The 21,031-nt window shown below is 37.8% G+C and carries 23 protein-coding genes, 1 tRNA gene and 2 pseudogenes; 9 read left to right on the top strand and 17 right to left on the bottom strand.

Translation table 11 applies throughout. From position 1 onward, the window contains the following. Position 1: 1 nt before the first annotated feature. Positions 2-145 carry a hypothetical protein gene (locus MKY45_RS04830; protein ID WP_341172613.1) on the top strand — a complete coding sequence of 48 codons (144 nt, stop codon included), beginning with the start codon at positions 2-4 and terminating at the stop codon, positions 143-145. Positions 146-250: 105 nt separating this feature from the next. On the opposite strand, the gene MKY45_RS04825 is transcribed toward MKY45_RS04830, so the two are convergent. The 8 genes from MKY45_RS04825 to MKY45_RS23245 all read right to left on the bottom strand — a co-directional run bounded on the left by MKY45_RS04825 (position 251) and on the right by MKY45_RS23245 (position 7,187). Continuing rightward, positions 251-496 (bottom strand): hemerythrin domain-containing protein, encoded by a 246-nt coding sequence (locus tag MKY45_RS04825; RefSeq protein WP_341172612.1) that lies wholly within the window; start codon positions 494-496, stop codon positions 251-253. Between the two features lie 104 nt (positions 497-600). After that, positions 601-2,034, bottom strand: coding sequence for a sodium/pantothenate symporter (panF, locus tag MKY45_RS04820; RefSeq protein ID WP_341172611.1), 1,434 nt, complete (start codon positions 2,032-2,034; stop codon positions 601-603). 39 nt (positions 2,035-2,073) lie between these two features. Continuing rightward, complete coding sequence (locus MKY45_RS04815) at positions 2,074-2,346, bottom strand: YhdT family protein (protein WP_193063966.1); 273 nt, start codon at positions 2,344-2,346, stop codon at positions 2,074-2,076. A gap of 143 nt (positions 2,347-2,489) precedes the next feature. Further along, complete coding sequence (locus tag MKY45_RS04810) at positions 2,490-3,488, bottom strand: LLM class flavin-dependent oxidoreductase (RefSeq protein WP_341172610.1); 999 nt, start codon at positions 3,486-3,488, stop codon at positions 2,490-2,492. Between the two features lie 98 nt (positions 3,489-3,586). Continuing rightward, positions 3,587-4,963: a DHA2 family efflux MFS transporter permease subunit gene (locus tag MKY45_RS04805; protein ID WP_256705736.1), complete on the bottom strand. Its 1,377-nt coding sequence runs from the start codon at positions 4,961-4,963 to the stop codon at positions 3,587-3,589. Positions 4,964-5,001: 38 nt separating this feature from the next. Beyond that, positions 5,002-5,436, bottom strand: coding sequence for a GNAT family N-acetyltransferase (locus MKY45_RS04800; protein ID WP_212928617.1), 435 nt, complete (start codon positions 5,434-5,436; stop codon positions 5,002-5,004). Between the two features lie 161 nt (positions 5,437-5,597). Then, positions 5,598-6,785: a DUF4317 domain-containing protein gene (locus MKY45_RS04795; protein ID WP_042532137.1), complete on the bottom strand. Its 1,188-nt coding sequence runs from the start codon at positions 6,783-6,785 to the stop codon at positions 5,598-5,600. Between the two features lie 204 nt (positions 6,786-6,989). Next, complete coding sequence (locus MKY45_RS23245) at positions 6,990-7,187, bottom strand: HepT-like ribonuclease domain-containing protein (RefSeq protein WP_193064053.1); 198 nt, start codon at positions 7,185-7,187, stop codon at positions 6,990-6,992. A 453-nt stretch (positions 7,188-7,640) separates the two neighbouring features. Between MKY45_RS23245 and MKY45_RS04790 the strand changes: the two genes are divergently transcribed. Next, positions 7,641-7,713: transfer RNA gene (locus MKY45_RS04790), tRNA-Ala, on the top strand. A gap of 335 nt (positions 7,714-8,048) precedes the next feature. On the opposite strand, the gene MKY45_RS04785 is transcribed toward MKY45_RS04790, so the two are convergent. Next, the gene (locus MKY45_RS04785; protein ID WP_332093859.1) at positions 8,049-8,465 is read right to left on the bottom strand and encodes a carboxymuconolactone decarboxylase family protein; all 417 of its coding nucleotides are present in this window, start codon (positions 8,463-8,465) and stop codon (positions 8,049-8,051) included. 121 nt (positions 8,466-8,586) lie between these two features. Between MKY45_RS04785 and MKY45_RS04780 the strand changes: the two genes are divergently transcribed. Next, positions 8,587-9,036, top strand: a complete 450-nt coding sequence (locus tag MKY45_RS04780; RefSeq protein WP_193063969.1) for an Lrp/AsnC family transcriptional regulator — start codon at positions 8,587-8,589, stop codon at positions 9,034-9,036. A gap of 758 nt (positions 9,037-9,794) precedes the next feature. On the opposite strand, the gene MKY45_RS04775 is transcribed toward MKY45_RS04780, so the two are convergent. Next, positions 9,795-10,322 carry a GNAT family N-acetyltransferase gene (locus MKY45_RS04775; protein WP_332093860.1) on the bottom strand — a complete coding sequence of 176 codons (528 nt, stop codon included), beginning with the start codon at positions 10,320-10,322 and terminating at the stop codon, positions 9,795-9,797. Between the two features lie 234 nt (positions 10,323-10,556). Then, positions 10,557-11,102, bottom strand: coding sequence for an HAD-IIIA family hydrolase (locus tag MKY45_RS04770; protein ID WP_341172609.1), 546 nt, complete (start codon positions 11,100-11,102; stop codon positions 10,557-10,559). Positions 11,103-11,455: 353 nt separating this feature from the next. On the opposite strand from MKY45_RS04770, the gene MKY45_RS04765 reads away from it, so the two are divergent. Together MKY45_RS04765 and MKY45_RS04760 are read left to right on the top strand one after the other, a co-directional pair. Beyond that, on the top strand, positions 11,456-12,211 hold the full coding sequence (locus tag MKY45_RS04765; protein ID WP_341172608.1) for an SDR family NAD(P)-dependent oxidoreductase: 756 nt from the start codon (positions 11,456-11,458) through the stop codon (positions 12,209-12,211). Between the two features lie 264 nt (positions 12,212-12,475). Next, positions 12,476-12,811, top strand: a pseudogene (locus MKY45_RS04760) (transposase); the annotation flags it as partial. 567 nt (positions 12,812-13,378) lie between these two features. On the opposite strand, the gene MKY45_RS04755 reads toward MKY45_RS04760, so the two are convergent. Continuing rightward, positions 13,379-13,837: a hypothetical protein gene (locus MKY45_RS04755; RefSeq protein ID WP_341172607.1), complete on the bottom strand. Its 459-nt coding sequence runs from the start codon at positions 13,835-13,837 to the stop codon at positions 13,379-13,381. 437 nt (positions 13,838-14,274) lie between these two features. On the opposite strand from MKY45_RS04755, the gene MKY45_RS04750 reads away from it, so the two are divergent. Further along, complete coding sequence (locus MKY45_RS04750) at positions 14,275-15,060, top strand: sulfite exporter TauE/SafE family protein (RefSeq protein ID WP_193063974.1); 786 nt, start codon at positions 14,275-14,277, stop codon at positions 15,058-15,060. A 222-nt stretch (positions 15,061-15,282) separates the two neighbouring features. Here MKY45_RS04750 and MKY45_RS04745 read toward each other — a convergent pair. The 5 genes and pseudogenes from MKY45_RS04745 to MKY45_RS04725 form a co-directional block, all read right to left on the bottom strand. Further along, positions 15,283-15,411: pseudogene (locus tag MKY45_RS04745) on the bottom strand (peptide-methionine (S)-S-oxide reductase); the annotation flags it as partial. Positions 15,412-15,414: 3 nt separating this feature from the next. Continuing rightward, on the bottom strand, positions 15,415-15,591 hold the full coding sequence (locus MKY45_RS04740; RefSeq protein ID WP_175297035.1) for a DUF6440 family protein: 177 nt from the start codon (positions 15,589-15,591) through the stop codon (positions 15,415-15,417). Positions 15,592-15,664: 73 nt separating this feature from the next. Beyond that, positions 15,665-16,303, bottom strand: a complete 639-nt coding sequence (locus MKY45_RS04735) for an HAD family hydrolase (RefSeq protein WP_341172606.1) — start codon at positions 16,301-16,303, stop codon at positions 15,665-15,667. Between the two features lie 109 nt (positions 16,304-16,412). After that, positions 16,413-16,883 (bottom strand): peptide-methionine (S)-S-oxide reductase, encoded by a 471-nt coding sequence (locus tag MKY45_RS04730; protein ID WP_341172605.1) that lies wholly within the window; start codon positions 16,881-16,883, stop codon positions 16,413-16,415. 77 nt (positions 16,884-16,960) lie between these two features. Continuing rightward, complete coding sequence (locus MKY45_RS04725) at positions 16,961-17,482, bottom strand: GNAT family N-acetyltransferase (protein WP_445667619.1); 522 nt, start codon at positions 17,480-17,482, stop codon at positions 16,961-16,963. 557 nt (positions 17,483-18,039) lie between these two features. On the opposite strand from MKY45_RS04725, the gene MKY45_RS04720 reads away from it, so the two are divergent. From MKY45_RS04720 to MKY45_RS04710, 3 genes are all read left to right on the top strand, one after another. Continuing rightward, the gene (locus MKY45_RS04720) at positions 18,040-18,648 is read left to right on the top strand and encodes an NADPH-dependent FMN reductase (protein WP_341172603.1); all 609 of its coding nucleotides are present in this window, start codon (positions 18,040-18,042) and stop codon (positions 18,646-18,648) included. A gap of 18 nt (positions 18,649-18,666) precedes the next feature. Next, the gene (locus MKY45_RS04715; RefSeq protein WP_341172602.1) at positions 18,667-19,854 is read left to right on the top strand and encodes an NAD(P)H-dependent oxidoreductase; all 1,188 of its coding nucleotides are present in this window, start codon (positions 18,667-18,669) and stop codon (positions 19,852-19,854) included. Between the two features lie 174 nt (positions 19,855-20,028). Then, entirely contained in the window at positions 20,029-20,970 is a 942-nt protein-coding gene (locus MKY45_RS04710; RefSeq protein WP_341172601.1) for an FAD:protein FMN transferase, read from the top strand. Positions 20,971-21,031 lie beyond the last annotated feature (61 nt).

The raw sequence follows: 21,031 nt of genomic DNA, 5'->3' as shown, positions 1-21,031 counted from the left end.
AATGAATCAGCTTGGGGAGCTGTTAGAGAAAAATGTCCGGTTTGAGGAGAGAGAAATCTTTCCAGTTATTGAAGAAGCTGTTCCAGGTAAATACTTGCATCAGGTGTATGGAAAGTTTCATCGTGATTCCTACAGCGGTTTTTAAATAAGAGAAGGAATGCTGATGGAAGGGAGCTTATCCTGCCATCAGCATTTTTCTATTTAGAGAGTTTGATTTGTATAACATAGGGCAGGAATCACACGTTTTCATCTAAAACATCAATTCGATTTCCGTTTTTTCAGCATAGACCTCATAAAGCGGCAGCAGAACCTCTTCCTCATCCCGGAAATGAAGGACGGCATCCTTTTCCCAATAATCAATAAGACCTCTAATGGATTCGCCTAAGGATTTATCGGTCTTTTCTGTACCGGCCTGCTTTAATTCCATTGCTTGTACTAATGCATGATGATGGTGATGTGATAATGGCTTCAGTGCATCATGCCGCTGTTTTTTCACAATAACCCACCTCCGACACTGTCTGATAAACTTCTCCAGCTAAAAACAGGGAGAAGCGTCTTCTCCTCTAGTATAAACCAAACCCTGTCTGCAGATATACGATTTCAGCTTGATATAGCTTCTTTTTTATATAATAAGCTTCCTGAAACAAATGCAATCAAAGCAAGCAGCATAGAGGTCACCACAGAATGCATCCCGAACGGCTGCGGATAAAATGTTTCAAAAATAATATAACTGAGGACCCCGGTAAGCATCGAAGCAATCGCTCCATACTTCGTCCCCCTTCTCCAATAAAGCCCGAGGATAATCGGCCAGATAAAAGCAGCCTCCAACCCGCCCATGGAGAATAAATTCAGCCAGATAATCAAATCAGGCGGCTGAAGTGACATCAATACAACAATGATTCCTATTAACGCGGTAGCACCCATACTCCATTTGCGAATCGTCTTATCATTCGCATCAGGACGGATATAGTTTAGATAAACATCCTTTACAATCGTCGAGCTTACCATTAACAGCAGCGAGTTAACCGTCGTCATAATCGCCGCCATCGGAGCTGCTAAAACAATTCCGGCAACCCAGCCCGGTAAAACGGCTTGTGCTAATTCCGGCATCACGGTATCACCGATTTCGATACCGGGAAGTACAGTCCTTCCAAACACTCCAATTAAATGCATATTCAGCATAATAAAACCGACTACGAAGGTACTAATAATAATGCCTCGATGCAGCGCCTTTGTATTTTTATAAGACATCGCACGAACCGCAATCTGCGGTAAGGCAACAACCCCGACACCGACCAATATCCAGAAGGAGGAAACATAAGCAGGGGTTAAACTTCCATCTGCGCCGAATGGTGTAATCAAATTGGGATTCTCCACAGACAAATCATGCATAATCTGAGATACACCGCCTCCTGCTATAATTACGGCTACAAGTAAAATAAGTGTACCTATAAACATAATAATACCTTGGATGCCATCTGTAATCGCTACTGCGCGAAAGCCGCCAACGACAACATAAACTAAAACAGCTAGTGAAAAAATACATAATGCTGTAAAATATGGAATCCCTGTCAAGGATTGAACCAGACGTGCCCCGCCAATCCATTGTGCCGACATCGCCGAAAACAAGAAAATCAAAATACTGGCCGCAGAAAGAATCACAACCCATTTGGATTGATATCTTTCTTTCAAGAAATCAACGATTGTAACAGCTTTATATTTTCTGGTGACAATCGCAAAACGCTTGCCGAGCACCATCAAGACAAAGTAGCCTGTTGCCAGCTGTGTCATCGATAACAGCACCCAGCCAAGCCCTTCATTATAGGCTGTTCCCGGCCCGCTCAGGAAGCTGCTCGCACTTCCATAGGTTGTTACCAGTGTCATCGCCAAAATAAAGCCGCCAAGACTTCTGCCGCCTAGAAAATATTCCTGTAAAAACGAATCGGAGCGGCTGACAAATTTGCCAGCCCAAATTCCTATCATAAAAATAATCGCAATAAATATAAATAGTGGTAAAACAGCTTCCCAATTCATGGTTAAACTCCTCTGATATCAAAATAAGACATTCTTTGTTTATTCTTCTTCGGCTTCTAATGACATATCTTTAAAAAAGAATTTAACAACAAATATCGTTAACAGCATCATTACGACAAAACCAAGAATGCAACTGAAGAAAAACCATGCCGGGAAACCAAATATGTACTGATAGGATTCTGGAGATTTGCTTCCAAGTCCATAAGCAAATCCAAACCACCAGATAAAATTAAAAATCACAAGCGCTACACCGGTCCAAGCTTCCCGGTTGGCAGTTTTGTAACGTTTATCCGTCCATTCTTTTCTCTTCATACTAAAAGCTCCTAACCATTCTGAAAAGATTATTTTCTTTCTTACTATAATCAAATTCCTATCAACTGTAAACTGGCAGCAATTTCAATTAGATCACAGACATAACAAATCCTTGTTCCACTTCCTATTATTTCATTACTAGTTTAAAGCATTGCTTCTGCCAACAGACGATAGGATTTTTTCTTTGCTTCAAAATCAAATGTATTATTAATGACCATAAACTCGTCCGTCTGGTATTTCTCCTGCAGTTCCAATAACTGTTGTTTCACTGTTTCCGGTGTACCGATAATACATCTTTCCCTGTTCTTTTGGATTATCTCTCTATCTTCTGCACTCAGTTTATCCATATCACGGTGAACAGCCTCGCTAGACGTTACTTTCGTTCCTAATCCTTTACTGACATTTAATAACCATTTATCCTGTGTCAGCGCATGCTCCTCCGCCTCTTCTTCTGTTTCTGCACAGACTATAAAAATACATACGATAGATTGCGGATTTTCCATACTGACAGATGGTGTAAAATTTTCCCGATACGTTTGGAGCGCCTTCACACCTTTTTCCGGATTGATAAAATGGCCAAAAATAAATCCTGTTCCCAGTTCTGCTGCATAGTTTGCACTTCGCGCGGATAACCCGAGTATCCAAAGCGGCGGTACCTGATTCACACGCGGAGTGGCCTTTACTAAACGAAAATCATGGTCCCGCGGGAGGGAATTATGCAAAAACCCCTGTAAATCAGCAGCCTGTCTCGGAAATTCAGCTAAACTCCGATTTTGATTATCTGTCAGCGCAGCCCTGGTCTGTGGAGAACCTCCCGGCGAATTTCCAATGCCAAGATCAATTCGATCAGGAAAAAACGCCACTAATGTTTTGCCAATCTCAGCGACTTTATACGCACTGTACTGCGGCAGCAAAATACCGCCTGAGCCGACACGAATACGGCTTGTAACAGAAGCGATTCTCGTCATCACAATTTCTGGAGCAGAAATCGACAGCCCATTCGTATTATGATGCTCTGCCACCCAATAGCGGTGATACCCAAGCTCCTCCGTCCATTTTGCCAGCTCCAGCGTATGCTGTAATGCCGCTTCTGACGTTTCCCCCATGGAAATTGGAGATTGATCTAGTACACTTAATTTCATGTTAAACACGTTCCTTTTTCCAGTTTAAAAACTTCTACAAATAATTAAAAAGCAGAAATGTCTTCCATTCAACATTTCTGCTTTTTACCGCTGCTCCGCTATTCTATTTTCTCCTTTATCCGCATGGACAGCAGCACACCAAGCAATGCCGTCACAGCCATCATCATAAATGCATACGTCGTCCCCCAATAGGTTCCTGTCCGCTCCGGTGCATCCATGACAGCAGTCGTTACACTAATAACGGTTGTCAGAATCACCACGCCAAAAGCCATTCCCAATTGACGCACGGTATTAACAATCGCTGAATTATGAGCCATTTCCTTTTCATCCAATACATTGACACTGACAGAAACTAGCGGCATCAGCGACAAACCAAATCCGGTCATAAAAAAGCAGAAATAAATCATAATCAAAAATGGAGAGCTGTCGATGCTTAGCATTGTCATCAGTACTAAGGACACAAGCGTAAAAGCAAAACCGATAACAGCTAAAATCCTTCCGCCATACCGATCATATAAATTTCCCGAAATAACAGAGACAATACAAAGCAGAATCGTGCCTGGCACTAATAAAAATCCAGATAGAAAGGCGCTCGTTTCTAAGACGTTCTGCGCAAACATCGGCAAAATCGTCTCTGCCGATAATAAGAGCATCATATCCATAAATATAAGCACCACAGCCAACAGAAATGTGCGGTTCTGAAACAAACGCACATTCAGCACAGGCACGTCATCTGCTAATTGCCGCTGGATAAAAAGATATAAAAAAACAGCACTGATACAAAATGGCAAAATAACGAGATACAGGTCCATGCCGGCAACACTAATATTACTGATACTAAAAATAAACAAAGAAAAAGCCCCTGCCGAAAGAATCACAGAGAGAATATCCAGCCTTGCTGCCTGTTTTTTCAATACATCCTTCATATAGAAAACCGCTAACAGCAAAAGTATCAGCACCAATGGCAGCATAAACCAATGAAGGATGCGCCAATGGAAAACATCAATAATCATCCCGGTCAAAGACGGCGCACTTGCCGGAGCGACATTAATGACGCCGCCCAGCAGTCCAAGTGCGAACCCTCTTCTTTCTTTCGGAAATACGGTAATTAAAATCGTTTGAATCACGGGCAATATGACGCCAGTTCCAACCGCCTGAATCGCTCTGGCAAGAATCAATTGGATAAAGCTTTGCGAAAAAGCGCCAACAATAAGACCGGCAGCCATGCAAAGCAATGCAAATACTAAAAGCGCTTTGGTTGAAAATCGGTTAGATAAATAGCCCGTCAACGGGATAAATACTATGGTTGTTAATAAATAAATCGTCGTCAGCCACTGTACTTCCGTGGCATTAATCTGAAATTCCCGCATAATCGCCGGGTAAGACGTAATCAATAGGAACTGGCAGAATGTTAATAAAAATCCTGTTGCCAGCGTAACAATAATAACCCCTTTGTTTTCTAATTTAGGCTGCATGGCTCCTCCTTATCCGTTGTGACGTTATATGTAATGCTTTAATTAAACTGCTTCACCATCAAATAATGCGGAATACCATCTTCTAAAAATTCATCTGACACCGTTTCATATCCCAATTTGTGATAAAATCCTTCCGCATGCGTCTGACCATGCAGCTTTGCGCGGGTTAATCCTTTTTGTAAAACAATCTCTTCTAAAGACTGCACAATTACCTTGCCAAGCCCATACTTACGATAAGGCTTTAAAATACAAATTCGTTCCAGCTTCCCGACTTCTTCTACCGCTCTCACTCTTCCTGTTCCTACAGGCTTGTTATCGTAATATACTAAAATATGATTGCAGTCCGCATCCAGCGAATCAAATGCATCAAACTCCTCGTCTTCGGACACTTCCTGCTCCTTTACGAAGATTTCTTTTCTAATCTCAAAAACCTTCTGTAAATCCTGTTCTTCTGTTACGATTTTATAAGTCACCTGAGTCTCCCCTCTCTGCCTCTGTTTGCATCCTGTTAAAAAATATGATTGCTACTATTGTAAAATAACTGACTATTGTTGTAAATGCAACAAATATAATAAGCTTGCTAAGTCTCTTAAAAAGCCTCCCAGCCTTATTTCGACTAAGAGACTTTACTATATTATTCCTCGTCTTCCACTCTATTAAAGATAGCTTCCGGAATCATTTCAAACCCTTCAATCACTGTGTTTTCTTCCACTTCAATCATTAAACAAAGCTTACCGTCAAGCGTTGTCTGGCGAAGATAGCGCAGATCCTGCGGACATACTTTAAGGTCAGCCACTTTTGTTTTGATTTTAATGGATTTAGACGTATACTTCGGAACTACACTGGTTGCTTTCAGCTCATACTTTTCATCATCAATAACCTTTTTAAAAGCAGACTCTACTTTATCCGGATCAATATCCTGTACACCGCTGCTTGTCAGCACCTTCTCTACATCCTTATAATCTAACATTGGCGCATCCGGCTCTTCATTTTCTTCCACCACACGCTGAATCTCATCATATACATTCGCCAATGTCGTCGTATTGATCTGCTCTCCTGCTACATCCTTAACAATTTCCTCAAACACGATTTTATCGTCCTCTGCGGTCATTGCTTCCTCCGCGTTCAGCACTTCCTCAATAAAGTGATAATCGAGCTCATACGGTTTCGAAGCGGAATAAAGAACATGGTTCACATCCGCAGCCCCGCCGGTAAAAGCAGGGAATAAGAACCCGCCGATAGGCTGTTTTAAATTAATCACCGGATCCACCACAAAATGATATTTAAATTCCTTCTCCACATAATCAAAAAGCAGTTCTTTTTTCGGGTCCATTGTTTTGTTGATGCTGCATAAGATAAATGGACTGGAATACACTCTGTCCCTGCTGCTTTCCTCCGATTCTTCATTACTCCGCTTCGTAGGCTTTGCATACTCTCCATGGATAAACGTAATAACAATATCCATTTCATACTGTTTATCCTTCAGCATTTTTGCTACCAGCTCGAGCATCTGCTCCTTCCATTCCCCAGTATCATTTGAGAGCATTCCCTTGTGAAGAATAAGCTGGCTGCTGTCTTCCACATCACGCTGGAATTTCAATTCAAACAATTTTTGATCCAGCTGCCCCGTCAGCACCTTCTTAAAATTCGCCATAAATAAATCTTTCTGTTCATCCTCCAGCATTTCAAACGGCGTACTTTCATAATGATAGATTTCACTCGATTCTTTCATGATATATACATTGAAAATATCCTGTATCTTTAATAAATCATTATTTACTTTGAATTGTTTTTTTATATCGGCAATATCTTTTTTATTCAAATTGGATTCTCCTCTTTTTCTTAATCGGCTTATCACTTTTGCTGCCAGCTTTCAACAGCGTCTATCTATTTTATCACAAATCAATAGGAGGTTGTTCTTTCATTCATTTAAGATTTTCAGAAGCAAAAATAACAAATAAATAAGCCTTCTGATAACAGAAAGCTCTTTCATTTGGATTTCTTTATTTACTTGTATTTTTTATGGTTACTTTCTATGTTGATAGTTTAGAATTTCTTTTTTATAAGCAGTAAGGTCGTCTAAGTGATTTTTTATTGATTTCACCCTATCAAGATTCCACGATGGATAATCTCGTATTGCAATATTTTTAAATTCCATTATCCCTCTTAGCCGCGTCTCTGTTCTTTGACTAATTATGTCATATTCCTGTAACCTAACTAAAATATCCTCACTCGTTTACGGCAACCTTAATCTTTCCTCAGAAACAATGTGCATTGCCAGCTGGAGAGCTGCTTCACAAGCCCTTTAAATATTTTAATTAATGGAGTCCTGCTTTATGAAAACTTTTAAATTCTCTGTATTATCATTATAAACTTTTTTCACGCGGATAAGACATCTTTCATAATCGCAACCTTATTAAAAATAACATCATTCTCCATACAATACACAAAGCCTCCCTCTTTAATCTTCTCCAGATTGGCGTGTTGCATGCCAATTGCTCCCTTTGATTACTTTTTATTTATTATATCATTTCATTAAACAATGGAATTCTTCTTTTTATTATTTCCAGGCAAAATCATTTAATCTGAATGTATAACAAAAATCTTGATACAATTTAGCGAAAAGTATATAATATGATTGTTCCAGATATTATTCATTTATCTTACATTTAATAACGGGGCTGTAGTTCAGTTGGGAGAATATTTGTCTGGCAGACAAAAGGTCACGGGTTCGAGCCCCGTCAGCTCCATTTAAAAAGCACTCTTGCTTATTCTAATTTTAGAAGTAGAAGAGTTTTTTTAGGTTGTAGAGCCTCATTTTTTTTATGGTAGTGAAATAAAGTCATTTGGGAGAATACTTGTCTGGCAGACAAGGGGTCACGGGTTCCAACCATACCCTGAAAAAATACTCTTCTTAATTAGAATTAAGAAGAGTATTTTTTAATAAATTTTTCTTCGTAAATATAATTATTTAGGGTATTAGAAAATAGTGTAAGAAGATATTCTCCAACTACTAAAATCAAAACAGGAAAGCACTTTATTTATAATTCCCCTGTTTGTTTCACAAATGCGCCTACTTACTGCACTATTGGCTGTCAGGTTCCAATTTCATCATTGCACCAAAATATTGTGAAGCCGTTGTAAAAGAAATAAACGCACATAATTCACTTATTTCCTCTTCAGTAAAGTGCTCTCGTAAAACATCAAAAGTTGAATCAGCTATACCACCCTTTTGTTTTAAAAAAACTTCTGCAAACCCTACTGCAATAGATGTTTTTTCATCAAATTTAACCAAATCTGGTTTTCCTTTAGCCTTACAATACGCACATCCGTTATTTTGAGCTAATGTTCTTCTTACTTGTTCCTTTAATTTAGAAGTTAGTGTTTTATCTCTTTCTAATAAATCACCTAAATGCCCCCATCCCTCCATTACATCTTTATTATGTCCCAATAGTTTTTGAAAAGGTGTTTTACCAAAATTAGATTCATCAATTCTTGCCATGATTAGCCCTCCTTGTTATATTTAATTATATAAAATAAAATAAATTAATCACATTAATTTCATAAACAAGTTCATATAAATTTCTTTCAAAATAAATGATTTTAGGAGGAAAACTTTAAAAATGAAAATAGATGATATTGACAAAAAAATTATAAATGAACTATATAATAATAGTCGCTTGTCAATGAGTGAACTAGGGAGAAAGGTAAACTTGTCCTCTCCATCCGTAACAGAACGAGTAAGACAGATGGATTCATTTGGTATTATAAAGAAATATACTTTAGAAGTTGATTATGAAAAATTAGGTATGCCAATCCAGTGCCTCATTGAAGCATCCGTTAAAAATAATGACTATAAACCTTTTAAGAATTACGTAGAAAAACTTCCAAACGTAGAATTTTGTTATCGCATATCAGGAAGTGCGTGCTATATGCTTAAAATGCAGTTTGAAACGTTTGCTGATGCAGAAAAATTCATTGATGATGTAAGTCCAATCGCACAAACTACAACACATTTTATCTTTTCACAAATTCCTATAAATTTAAATTTTAATATGGAGAGTCGCACATAATTAAAATTCTTAAACCAAACTCTCACGTTCTACAGGTTAATCTGAATACCAATTATTTTAAAAGATAGTAAATCTCCATTTTTTCGGCAGAAGGAGATAGCGGGTTCAATTCCCGTAAGCTCCATCATTGGGTTATACACTAAAACACGCTTACTTATTCTAATTCAGAATGAGAAGCGTGTTTTTTTAATGCACTACTTTATTCATACATTTAATTATTTAGTAATTGAAAAAATATTTGTTCTCTAACTTCCAAAATCAAAATAATAACAATTTTTTATTTCTTACATGTTACCCTGTTTGTTTTACAATCAATCCCGATTCTGGAAAATCAATATCCACTTTAAAATAAACTCTCCAAATAAAGCACAATCTGTGGTAAAAAGTAGATTAAAAAAAAAATTAAACCTATCACCGCTATTAAAAATAACCATATTTTTCTTACCCTCAACTGCACAAAAGCAGAGACTATGACAAGTACATTAAAAATGACGATAGCTGAAAACCAAACTCCATAGGATTTATCTGATACCCGGGCAGAGGGGTTATATTTACCATACACCCCAATAACAGTAGCTAATAAAAATAAGAATACATGCACTAAAAACACTGTGAACCGAAACAATCAAACCGCCTGCTCTCTTACTTATTCGCATACACCTGTTGGTTAGTTCAATCATCCTTATTCCACTAATTACTCTTTTTCTTCAACGTTAAACGCCGGTCTTTATTAAGGTATTGCATTCTATCCCAGAAGATTACTTCCTAAGAAGAGAATAAACATTTGTATCATATGCTTTTCCACCTTGATACATATAATCTCTTAAAACTCCCTCTTTTTGAAAGCCTGCCTTTTCTAATAATTTATTTAATGCTACATTTTCAATAAATACAACAGCACCTATACGAGTTAAACCCATATGAGCAAATCCATATGAAAGAACTTTAGATACAGCTTCTGAAGTATATCCTTTTCTCCATTGTTCCGGGTGAATTTCGTAACCAATTTCAGCCCGTTTATGTTTTGGAGACCAGGCATTAAAGCCAATCGTTCCAATTATACCGGAAGCTCCTTTCCGTTCAATTCCCCATCGGATGCCTCTTTTTTCATTATAGTTTTTTGAGAAGAAGTCCACGAATTTTTCTGCCTCTTCCATGTTTTTCAATGTTTCCTGTCCATAAAAACGTGTTACCTTATCATTTGAAAAACAAGCAAAAATGCCTTTTGCATCTTCCTTTATTAATTCTCGTAATTCCAGCCTTTCTGTCTCTAATACAGGAAACATTTAATCTCTCCTTTTATTTAATTTCGTTTCTTAATCTAGAAATTGCCCGTAATTAGCAATTATATAAACCCTATACTCCATACTACAAAAGCTGTTGAGAAATGATAACTTTATGTGCAGTAGATACAATTTTAACTTTTAGGAAGCTCTTTTTTGTAGATTCCTTTTTGTGAAAAGGTTAGACATTTACTACTTATCATTGTTAAACAATCATGCCCTTTTATGAAATAAACTTCATAATCTATTGCTTAAAATAAAATTACGATACAACCAACTTATAGTGTCTTTAAAATCATTAGCTATGTAATCAATGTTTACATCATTTAATTTATCGAAATGCTCATTTAGGGAAGACTTTCCAGCCCCAGTTTTAACAAGAATTTTAATACTCCCCACCTTTGCTGCGGCAACTATATCACTCCATCGGTCTCCTACAACGACACAGTTTTCAAGCGTCAATTCGTGTTTTTGCTGTGCTTCCATTAACATACCTGTATTCGGCTTTCTGCAGGAACACCCTTCGTCATGTCTATGCGGGCATATATATACATCATTGAAACCGAAACCTTTTAATTCCTGTACGAAATCCTGTCTTTTGGCTAAACCATTTGAAATTCCGGGTTGATTGGTAAATGAGAAAATTTTTATATTGTCTTGTTTTAATCTCTTGATTCCCTTCTCTACATATGGAAAAAGTTCAAATTCGCCTGGATAATGAACCGTGTCATCCCCGCCAATTGTTCCATCACGATCTAAAAAGATTGCTTCTATACGTCTCATGCTCATTTCCCCTAAATTTAATATTTTATAACCAGTTATACTCCCCCGTTTAAGAATCCTTTTCAATTAATTCTATAACATTCAGTTTACACTGAACTACTTATTTATGTAAGCCTAGCATCTGATGATTAGTGGGTGTTATTTGCTAGTGGATAAGAGAATCAAATAATTTGAAATATAAAGCAATTGGAAAGCAGTTAAGTAATCGTCATTAGTTTGACACCCTAGGAATACAAGGGTTTTATGTTCCATATCAAATGTGTTATAGGCAAGTATTGTATGCACAAATATGGAGTTTTTCGATGTTTCTTGATAATCTATGAGTATAAATAATTCTGAAAGGCAGGGATATAATGTTTGATTTAACTCGTAGAATCGCTATGGTCACCGGTGGAGCAAATGGGATTGGTAAAGGTATTGTGGAGACGTTAGCAAAAGCTGGAGCAACCGTTATGATCTGTGACATCGATGAAGAAGCAGGGAAGAAAGTGGCTGCAGAAGTGAGTGGTGAATTTCATAAATTAGACGTGACGGACAAAAATAATGCGGAACGGGTTGTTCAGGATATTTTAAAAAAACATGAAAGAATCGATATTCTGGCTGCAAATACAGGGATCTACCCGGATGTATCCATTGCAGACATGACAGAAGAAGATTGGGATAAAATTCAAAGCATTAACTTGAAAGGAATGTTCTTCACTGCCAAACCGGTATTAGAAGCGATGAAGAAGCAAAATTACGGCCGAGTCATCCTGACATCATCAATCACGGGTGATATTACCGGATATCCGGGCGGTTCGATCTATGGGGCAACCAAAACAGGGATTCTTGGATTTATGCGTAATGCGGCTTTGGAGTATGCACCATATGGCGTTACGGTTAATGCGGTTCAACCTGGAATGATTGCTACTGAAACCTTGAAAAAGGAACTGGGTGTGTTAAGTGAAAAAGGCGCGGAAGCTGTCCCAATGAAACGATTAGGAGACCCAGAAGACATCGGAACAACAGTTTCTTTCTTTGCATCAGAAGAAGCAAAATATATTACCGGTCAGTCACTTGTTATAGATGGCGGACAGATTTTGCCTGAAACACCAGATGTTATTTTATGATAGAAAGACGTCGCGGGATTCGGAAATGATACAATCTTCCTGCAAAAGATGCTTTCTTCCATACGTCATTTACAGAACATGGCGTTGACAGGATTTTTATGAAGGTTCGAAAACAATCAACGATTCAAAAAAACTAAATAGCTTGTTATCTCATACCTCCCAAGTAATTGTGACAGTTATAAGCTGCATCAAATAAATGAAAAAGAACCCGTTTCTATTAAGGTTAAAAGCGCCAGCAAATAACCAATAGAAAGGGTTCTAATAATGGCTGCTTTACCGCAAATCACACTTGATTTTAATCATAAAATAAAACTTTCTCTTGATGGAGGCGAATTATCCTCCGATACTGGTGAAATGATTTTCCGTGAATTGGATGAAAAAATCGGATTCTCTGCGGCCTTGGCAGAATAATATTTACAGCTTACCAATGAACTGCGCTGCTACATGTATGCGAATGAAGATTTACTTCGTCAGAAAATCTATCAAATCATCGCTGGATATGCAGAAGAGGATGCAGCAGATGTCCTGATGCACCATCCGGTATTTACGCAAATCATGGGAAAAGATGCACTTGCTTCTCAGCCAAGCTTGTCTCGTTTTTGAATTGCTTTGACTTGCATTCAAATACCTCTTTACTATAGCTTCAGTTGGAGTGATTGTAAAAAGAAACTTTTTATTCCTTGGAAGACCAAGGGATAAATCTGTCCAAAAACGGTTGTTTTTTCTTGTGAATACTATTTACCTCCAGCTTCCTACGATATTTTAGCTTTTTTCGCTTAAAATAGAAATCATAAACTACAAATTTTCGTTTGTATCTCTAATCTACAGGTATGAATAATTCGGGGTTATAATGTAAGTGACCTTTTTTTCTCTTTTTTAATCTTCTTTATCACAGAGAATCGTCCGTAAAAGAAACTTTATTTAGGCGGAAGTTCAGGTGAGCTAACTCCCTGAATCACTTAGGGCTAATGCAGTGGGAGTATGAAGGAAACAGATTAAGTTAGCGACGTTCTAGGGTTGTGGGACTGTGGTTATTCGTCCGATCGTAAAGAGTTGTACATCGAAAAACTCCCACTGAGTAAAGTTTCGTTTTATCATTTTTGGTATTTTTTCGTTGATTTTATTTCTTTCTCAGTCGGGGAAGAGCCTTTTATAACATCATAATATCTATCCGGATTTCAAATCATATATAAGTACACCTTGAGTCCCTTCGTCCTTCACCGCTCTGATTTCACTTTCATTATCCTGTCCATTTTCTCCCGCAGTCTCCATAAACGCTTCAAGGATATCTTTATTTTTCAACTCATTATTTTTGTATACAACATCATCTTCATTGGGAACATATTCTTCCAAAGGCTCTTCCTGGCTCTGTTCCTCCGCTGATTCATCTTGGCTTTTTCCTTTCCAATCTGAAAAAGAATCGGTTTCTGTTTCTGGGTCGATAGGAGATGAATCTTGTGTACTTTCTTGTCCAGGTAAATTGTCATTTTCGTTTTGCATCACATCATTATCTGATGACAGGCGATTGGACTCCGCATCCGAATCCTCTGTTACATTTCCACAAGCAGTCAATATAACAAATACAAATGCTAACATGCCCATTAAAAATTTAGTATTATTTTTCATTTAAAAACTTCCTTTCTCCGATAATACAGCTTTACAAAAGAGTGAATTGGCGCATGTTAATTGATAGTTTAATAACGTGTCAGCAAGGATGAACATTGCTCTCTAATACTAAATATTAACACAGGCATTCCAATTATGAAAAATCGGGAGGGATGAGTGCAGAAGGATTCCTTGCCCCTTTATCAGGCATGAATTGCTGATTTGCATAGAGTACAAGTGGTTAGTTTGTTATTTTCTACGTATTCATCATCCTTTCTCTTGCGCTATCGAACACGGACAAAAATACAAAAGCACAAATAGCCGGTGAAGTTTGAACTGGTCAGACAACACAATGCCTTATGGTAACACCATTCAATTTGTGATTTAATAGAATCTAAGAAATAATCCAAATGAATATAAGTAAAGAGAGATGATTGTTAGTGGGATTTTCATTTTTAATGTTTTCATTAATCGGTATTTTAATTGGTGTGCTATCAAGCATGTTTGGTTTTGGAGGCGGAATCGTCGTCGTACCAATCTTATTTGCATTTTTACCCGATTCCATTCCAAGCGAGTATTTAATGCATACTGCGATTGGTACATCATTAGCGGTTATGATTATAAATTCATTTAATTCAACATATAACCATGCCAAAAAAGGCAATGTGACATGGTCTGTCTTTAAACGATTAGCAGGATATATTGCAATAGGTTCTTTAATAGGCGGCGTGCTTGCAGTCTACATTGAGAGCGATTTTCTCAGGTATGCATTTATCGGCCTATTAATTTATGTCTTGATTTCGAACATGCTAAAAAAATCGTTCACAAGAGAAATCGAAGAACAAGCATTTCGTCTGCCTAAGCAGCGTTCCGCTTCTTTTATCGGGATAGGCATTGGATTTCTTTCCACTCTATTAGGTATTGGCGGAAGCACAATGACCATTCCTTATCTCAGAAATAGAGGGATGCGCATGATACATGCTGTAGCTTTGGCTACTCCATTAGGTCTGCCGATTGCTATCGTAGGAGCTTTCGCTTATTTAGTTACAGGATTGAAGATAGATGCGATGCCTTCATCAACGATAGGATTCATATACATACCTGCGCTTATTGGATTTACCCTCGGCGGATTTATTGGAGTGCCTATCGGCAGATCCTGGGCTCAAAAATTATCTGATAAACTCTTTTCCAAAATCTATTTAGTTCTTCTGTTTATTGTAGTTATCATGATGATTATAAGTTGATTGTTTGCCAATCGTGATAAATGGAATAACCAAAAAGCGAATAGTATTCAAACACCTCTTAGATTATTTTTTGTTTGGCAGCTAAGAGAGAAACCATTTCCAGTTTTGCCAAATCTATTTAAAAAGCACGCTTGCTTATTCTAATTACGAATGGAGAAGCGTGCCTTTTGTTCCTCAGAAAATAGTAAGGAAAAAATTCAGAGTTTAACCCTTATATTTATTTCATATTTCTTTTGGAATATGACAATAGTTATTTGGGCGCCTGCTTAATCTCTCTTGAAGTTCCTCAGCGCTTCTTACGTAATTTGTATGCGGCAAGACTTCAACCACCATACGATTATAATCATTTCTATTCTAATTAAAATCCTTGTCCACTAAGGGGTTACCTTCCTGATCCACCATAACAGTCAGCCCTGCTCCATAGCCTTCTTGATGCAGCATATACAAAACACCATTCTCATTATCACGAATAATCTTCGTATTCTTCATTTTCCCTTGAGAATAAACTTCTTCAAAACGATTGTTTGTCATTTTCAGCACTCCTCCTTCTAAAAATAAATAACCACATTGTTAAATAGAAACTAATTAACAATCATCCCTTTCTTCATTTTTTTAACCATTCCAGAAATTCATTCACGTTGTTTAGCAGCAGGTCTGGTTGAACACGAAATTCTAACGTTTGATAATTTGGCAGCCATTGTACTCCGATTGTATTTACGTCTGCTTGTTTACCGGCCTGAATATCCGCATCGCTATCCCCTAAAAATACAGCCTCCGTGTTTTTTATGTGCAGCTTTACCAATGCCTTGTTTAATCCCTCTGGATGAGGCTTGGGCATCGTAACATCATCACCCGTTATAATCACATCAAACAAATCATTCATTTGAAGACAATCTAAAGATATAATCAGACTTCTTCTTGCTTTCCCTGTTACAATCCCTAATTGATATCCTTCTTTTTTTAAAAAACGGAGCAAATCGTTCATTTCCTCATTTTCAACAACAAGCTCTCGATGCTTTTCACTATATTTATCATAATATAATTCAATTGCTTCATCCTGATTGGAGTCCAGCAGATTTTCTTTGATGATTCCTGTTTCAGAAGGACCGAACATCGCCTTTACTTCATCGGAGGTGACCTCCTTATTGTCAAATTCCTTAAACACAGCTTGAAACGCATAGAAACAAACCGGTAATGTATCAGCAAGCGTCCCGTCAAAATCAAAAATAATTGCTTTCATCATTCCACACCCTTTATCATCCTATTTGTATTCTAAGTTCTCTAAAAAACGCCTCGTCCCTATTTAGCGTACCATCCAACAGAGACCGAAAACCATATTTAAGTCCTTTCCCTTATTTATATTTACTTAACATTTCTTCTGGAATATGGCAATAATCATTTGGACATCTATCCAGCCTGTCTTGATGCTCCGCTGCACTTTTCACATAGTTGGTAAGAGGCAAGACTTCAACCACGATACGTTCATAATCATCCCTATTCCTAAGAAACGCCGTCGCCTCTTTTAAATGCTCCGGAGTCTCACTATATACTCCTGTTCTATATTTCTCGCCGACATCCTGCCCTTGTTTATTCAAACTGTAAGGATCAATAATCTCAAAAAAATATTTCATTAATTCTTTAATGGTTATAACCTCTGGATCAAAGCCTGTTTTTACACACTCGGCATACCCATCATAATCCCCCTCAAGTGTGTAACTTGTTCCATTCGCTCTCCCCGCTTCCGTGAACGTAACTCCAGGTAATGTTTTTATAAAAGCTTGTACTCCCCATAGGCATCCGCCTGCAATATATACTACTTCCATTTTGATTCTCCTTTTGTTTAAACACCAAGAATTTTATACGTATCGAATCAGGCAATTTTTCCTGACAAGATATCGTGTTATTCCTCTCTGCATAATGCCGAAACATCTTCCCAGCCATAAGCTACATCCTCTACCAGCATTCCTCCGACTTCATTTTTCCTGCGAAGATACGCCTTGCCTCCCATACGTTCGTAGAAACCAAGCCCGGACCTATTTTGTTCCATCACCCATACCATCATCGAATTCACGCCTTGTTCTATCAAATGCTTGGCAATAACTGAAACCAATTGCCTTCCTGTCCCTGTTCCTCTACTTTTTGGCAATAAATAAAGCGCATATAGCTCTCCGTCAAATTTGTCGTGATTCAGGCGTTTTCCTGCTGCAAAACCTATCGTTTTTCCTTCTTCATTAACTGCTATATAAATAAAAGGGTCATTTTCACTACTTAAAAATGACATCCACTTTTGCTCTGCTTCCCCATATGCTAAACTTTCCAAATAATTATCCGGTACGAAACCTTTATATGTAGTTTTCCAGCCATCAACGTAAACTTTAGCTATGGATTTTATATCTTCTTTACTTGCTTTTCTAATCTGCAACAAATTCACTCCTTGTATTACATCGCCTTTATGTAGAACTAATTTAATCGTTAAATTAAGAACAATCATTCACACACAAAAATATATATCATTTATTTCTATAAAAAGTATGCTTGCAAACTATTGAACTAATTTTAGCAATCAGAACCTCTTTTCACAAGTTGATAAATATAATGCTTTTATTATAAAGTGAAGCTTTATTCATGTTCCCTCCCCTGTATCCTGCTCCTGTTGATTTTAATTTTATGAAACTCCCCCATAATGTTTCAAAATAAAAAGGTAGGTTATATCAAAATTATAATGTTTTCTATCTACATATAAGCGGAAAAACGACCAGATTAAAGAAAGCGTTCTCAATAAAATATAATACGAGCCATTACAACCATTCTAAATATTATTTTATACATTATCTTAGCACTATCTATTACACTTTTAAAATAAATCTTATAATTTAAAACATTTCCTCACATCCTCTTGTATTTCCAGATTAAACGTATTATAATTAAATTGTGATGTAATTCACATTCTTTTTTTCTAAATAAGAAAGGAGCAATAAAATGAAAAAATTTCTAAGTATTCTAGGAACAAATTCGGATTATTCTACGAATCGCATTTTACTGCAATTTATTCAAAAACATTTTGCAGATCAAGCTGAAATTGAAATTTTCGAAATTAAACATTTACCTGCTTTTAATAAGCCGGAAGACAAGACAGCACCTGAGGAAGTACAAAAACTTGCGGATAAAATCAGAGAAGCAGATGGCGTGATTATCAGTTCACCGGAATACAACCATTCCGTACCAGCCATTTTAAAAAGCGCGTTAGAATGGTTATCTTATACAAATCAGGCATTAATTGATAAGCCTGTTATGCTGACTGGAGCTTCCTATGGCAGATTAGGCTCTTCCCGCGCACAAAGTCATTTGCGGCAAATGCTGGATGCACCTGAATTGAAAGCACGCATTATGCCAAGTTCTGAATTTTTGATTGGTTATTCGTTACAGACTTTTGATGATAATGGCACGTTAAAGGACCCACAAAAAATAGAAGAACTCGAACAAATTTTTAATGATTTTGTACATTTTGTGGATATCACGAATCAATTAGTCAATGCGAATGAAACGCATCAGAAGCAAGCAGCAAACTTCTCATGGGAGACCAATTAATTACTAGGGGGTATATTGATGAAACTTGTTGGAATCGTAGGATCAAATGCTGAATTTTCTTATAACCGTATATTGTTAAACTTTATCGCAAAAAATTTCAAGAAATTAGTTGATGTGGAAGTACTGGATATTAAAGATGTCCCAATGTTTAACCAATCAGATGATCAAACCAATAGTGAAGTGATTCAAAATTTAAATAATAAAATTATGCAGGCAGATGGCGTCATTATTGCTACACCGGAATATAACCACTCCATCCCATCGGCATTACAGAGTGTCTTAGAATGGTTATCGTTTAAAATACATCCGCTTGATGAAAAACCGGTAATGATTGTGGGAGCTTCTTATGATGTTCAGGGGTCTTCACGGTCCCAATTACATTTGCGGCAAATATTAGACGCACCTGGAGTAAATGCTATCGTTATGCCGGGTAATGAGTTTCTATTAGGTGAAGTCTATGATGCATTTGATGAAGACGAAAACCTGAAAGATGCGCAGACAGCTCAATTCTTAGAAACGTGTATCAAGAAATTTATCCGTTTTATCAATGTGGTCAAGGTTATCCATGCACCTGAAGGAATGCAGGATGTATCCGACACAGAGGATTTATATGCTACCGGGGCAATTGATACGACGGTGGAAGGCATCGATATGTCCGCCGATGACTGGCTGGAACAAGCTGCCGACGCAACACAAGCCGTGGAAGGCAATACCTACGTTAAATTAAATCGCGGGCTTTTAACCGTTAACCAGCTCAATCATTTCTTAAATTCCATGCCTGCTGAATTGACTTATGCAGATAGCAATAACCAATTCTTATTCTATAACCACACCATGGAAAAAGAAGATATGCTGGCAGGACGCAGACCGGAACAAGTGGGAAGCCCATTAGCAGAATGTCACCCGGAAAGAGTATTTAGCGGCGTTTCCTGGGTCATTCAGCAATTACGTACCGGAAAACAGGATGTCGTACGGACGCAGGTTCCTACCCATGGACCAGATAAATTTGTTGTACACAGCTATCAGGCCGTACGTGATGATGAAGATAATTATATTGGCATCAATGAATATGTACAAGATATCCAGCCAATCATTGACTGGTATTTAGAACAAACTGGCCAACAACTAACTGGAGGCGGTGTCGATGCCGTATCCGGAGCGACTTCGAAAGTAGATACCGTAGCTGGAGCAACAGTTAAAAGCTAAAGCTTGTTCATGAAAAAGAGGTCAACACGGCCTCTTTTTCAAGTGCTGTCTCCAACCTTTATTTGATTTATAGACGATGCTGCTGCAGAATGATTCTTCATGAAAATCGAAGCTATTTTCTGACAGGTATCCTTTCGTCTATTCAACGTATCCTAATGCAAAAGGGTGACAAGTATGACAATGCAAACACGTGAAATACATAGGATGGGGACAATTATCCAATTATCTGTTCAGCATGACTATGCAGATTTTATTTTGGATGAATTGATTCTTCGATTAACAGAATACGAGAAACGTTTTAGTGCGCACGATGCAAGCTCAGAGCTGATGGAAGTAAACCAAAATGCAGGGATAAAGCCGGTAAAGGTTAATCCGAGCTTGTACCAATTGATCAAAATCGGAAAGAAACACAGTACTCCGGCAGACAGTGCGTTAAACATTACCATCGGCCCCCTTGTTCAAGCTTGGCGCATTGGATTTGAAGATGCGAATGTTCCCTCGCCGAAAACCATTGCATCCTTGCTCAGCAAAACAAACGCTGAAAACATTATTCTTAATGAGGAAGAACAAACCGTATTTTTAAAACACACGGGGATGTTTATTGATTTAGGCGCCCTGGCAAAAGGATTTATTGCCGACCTTCTGATTCAGGATTTGGAATCGATGGACGTATCGGAAGCCCTGATTAATTTAGGTGGAAATGTCATCACTCATGGAAATTCCCCAAATCAAGCGGATGGCTACTGGCGCATCGGCATTCAACACCCGCTCCTGCCGCGCGGGAAGTATATCGCTGTGTTAAACGCTCTAAATCAATCTGTGGTTACCTCTGGCATTTACGAAAGAAACTTCACGAAGGATAACCAGACATACCACCATATTTTGGACCCTCGCACCGGCTATCCGATTGAATCAGAAATTGCCGGATTAACCATTGTATCCAAAAAATCAGTCGATGGCGAAATATGGACAAGCCGTTTATTCGGAAAGTCTCCCCGCCAAATTATTGATGCGCTGGATGCGTTAGAGGATATAGAAGGCATTGTTGTTACAATGGATGGGGAGATGTGTTATACCGAATCTCTTAAGCCGTATATTAGTGAAGCTGTTCCCTAATATTTTTGATCGAGTAAGGAACCTGTTAAGTTCTCTCAATCGGATAAATCAGCTTAACTTT

The organism is Oceanobacillus sp. FSL K6-0251, assembly GCF_038004725.1.
Taxonomy (GTDB): domain Bacteria; phylum Bacillota; class Bacilli; order Bacillales; family Amphibacillaceae; genus Oceanobacillus; species Oceanobacillus oncorhynchi.
Note: the sequence above shows the minus strand (reverse complement) of the source record. Positions and strands in the feature narration are given on the sequence as shown.

Excerpts from the sequence above, each read along its gene's own strand:
- MKY45_RS04830 (WP_341172613.1), top strand. The coding sequence starts at position 2 with ATGAATCAGCTTGGGGAGCTGTTAGAGAAAAATGTCCGGTTTGAGGAG.
- panF (WP_341172611.1), bottom strand. The coding sequence starts at position 2,034 with ATGAATTGGGAAGCTGTTTTACCACTATTTATATTTATTGCGATTATT.
- MKY45_RS04815 (WP_193063966.1), bottom strand. The coding sequence starts at position 2,346 with ATGAAGAGAAAAGAATGGACGGATAAACGTTACAAAACTGCCAACCGG.
- MKY45_RS04810 (WP_341172610.1), bottom strand. The coding sequence starts at position 3,488 with ATGAAATTAAGTGTACTAGATCAATCTCCAATTTCCATGGGGGAAACG.
- MKY45_RS04805 (WP_256705736.1), bottom strand. The coding sequence starts at position 4,963 with ATGCAGCCTAAATTAGAAAACAAAGGGGTTATTATTGTTACGCTGGCA.
- MKY45_RS04785 (WP_332093859.1), bottom strand. The coding sequence starts at position 8,465 with ATGGCAAGAATTGATGAATCTAATTTTGGTAAAACACCTTTTCAAAAA.
- MKY45_RS04780 (WP_193063969.1), top strand. The coding sequence starts at position 8,587 with ATGAAAATAGATGATATTGACAAAAAAATTATAAATGAACTATATAAT.
- MKY45_RS04775 (WP_332093860.1), bottom strand. The coding sequence starts at position 10,322 with ATGTTTCCTGTATTAGAGACAGAAAGGCTGGAATTACGAGAATTAATA.
- MKY45_RS04770 (WP_341172609.1), bottom strand. The coding sequence starts at position 11,102 with ATGAGACGTATAGAAGCAATCTTTTTAGATCGTGATGGAACAATTGGC.
- MKY45_RS04765 (WP_341172608.1), top strand. The coding sequence starts at position 11,456 with ATGTTTGATTTAACTCGTAGAATCGCTATGGTCACCGGTGGAGCAAAT.
- MKY45_RS04755 (WP_341172607.1), bottom strand. The coding sequence starts at position 13,837 with ATGAAAAATAATACTAAATTTTTAATGGGCATGTTAGCATTTGTATTT.
- MKY45_RS04750 (WP_193063974.1), top strand. The coding sequence starts at position 14,275 with ATGTTTTCATTAATCGGTATTTTAATTGGTGTGCTATCAAGCATGTTT.
- MKY45_RS04740 (WP_175297035.1), bottom strand. The coding sequence starts at position 15,591 with ATGACAAACAATCGTTTTGAAGAAGTTTATTCTCAAGGGAAAATGAAG.
- MKY45_RS04735 (WP_341172606.1), bottom strand. The coding sequence starts at position 16,303 with ATGATGAAAGCAATTATTTTTGATTTTGACGGGACGCTTGCTGATACA.
- MKY45_RS04730 (WP_341172605.1), bottom strand. The coding sequence starts at position 16,883 with ATGGAAGTAGTATATATTGCAGGCGGATGCCTATGGGGAGTACAAGCT.
- MKY45_RS04720 (WP_341172603.1), top strand. The coding sequence starts at position 18,040 with ATGAAAAAATTTCTAAGTATTCTAGGAACAAATTCGGATTATTCTACG.
- MKY45_RS04715 (WP_341172602.1), top strand. The coding sequence starts at position 18,667 with ATGAAACTTGTTGGAATCGTAGGATCAAATGCTGAATTTTCTTATAAC.
- MKY45_RS04710 (WP_341172601.1), top strand. The coding sequence starts at position 20,029 with ATGACAATGCAAACACGTGAAATACATAGGATGGGGACAATTATCCAA.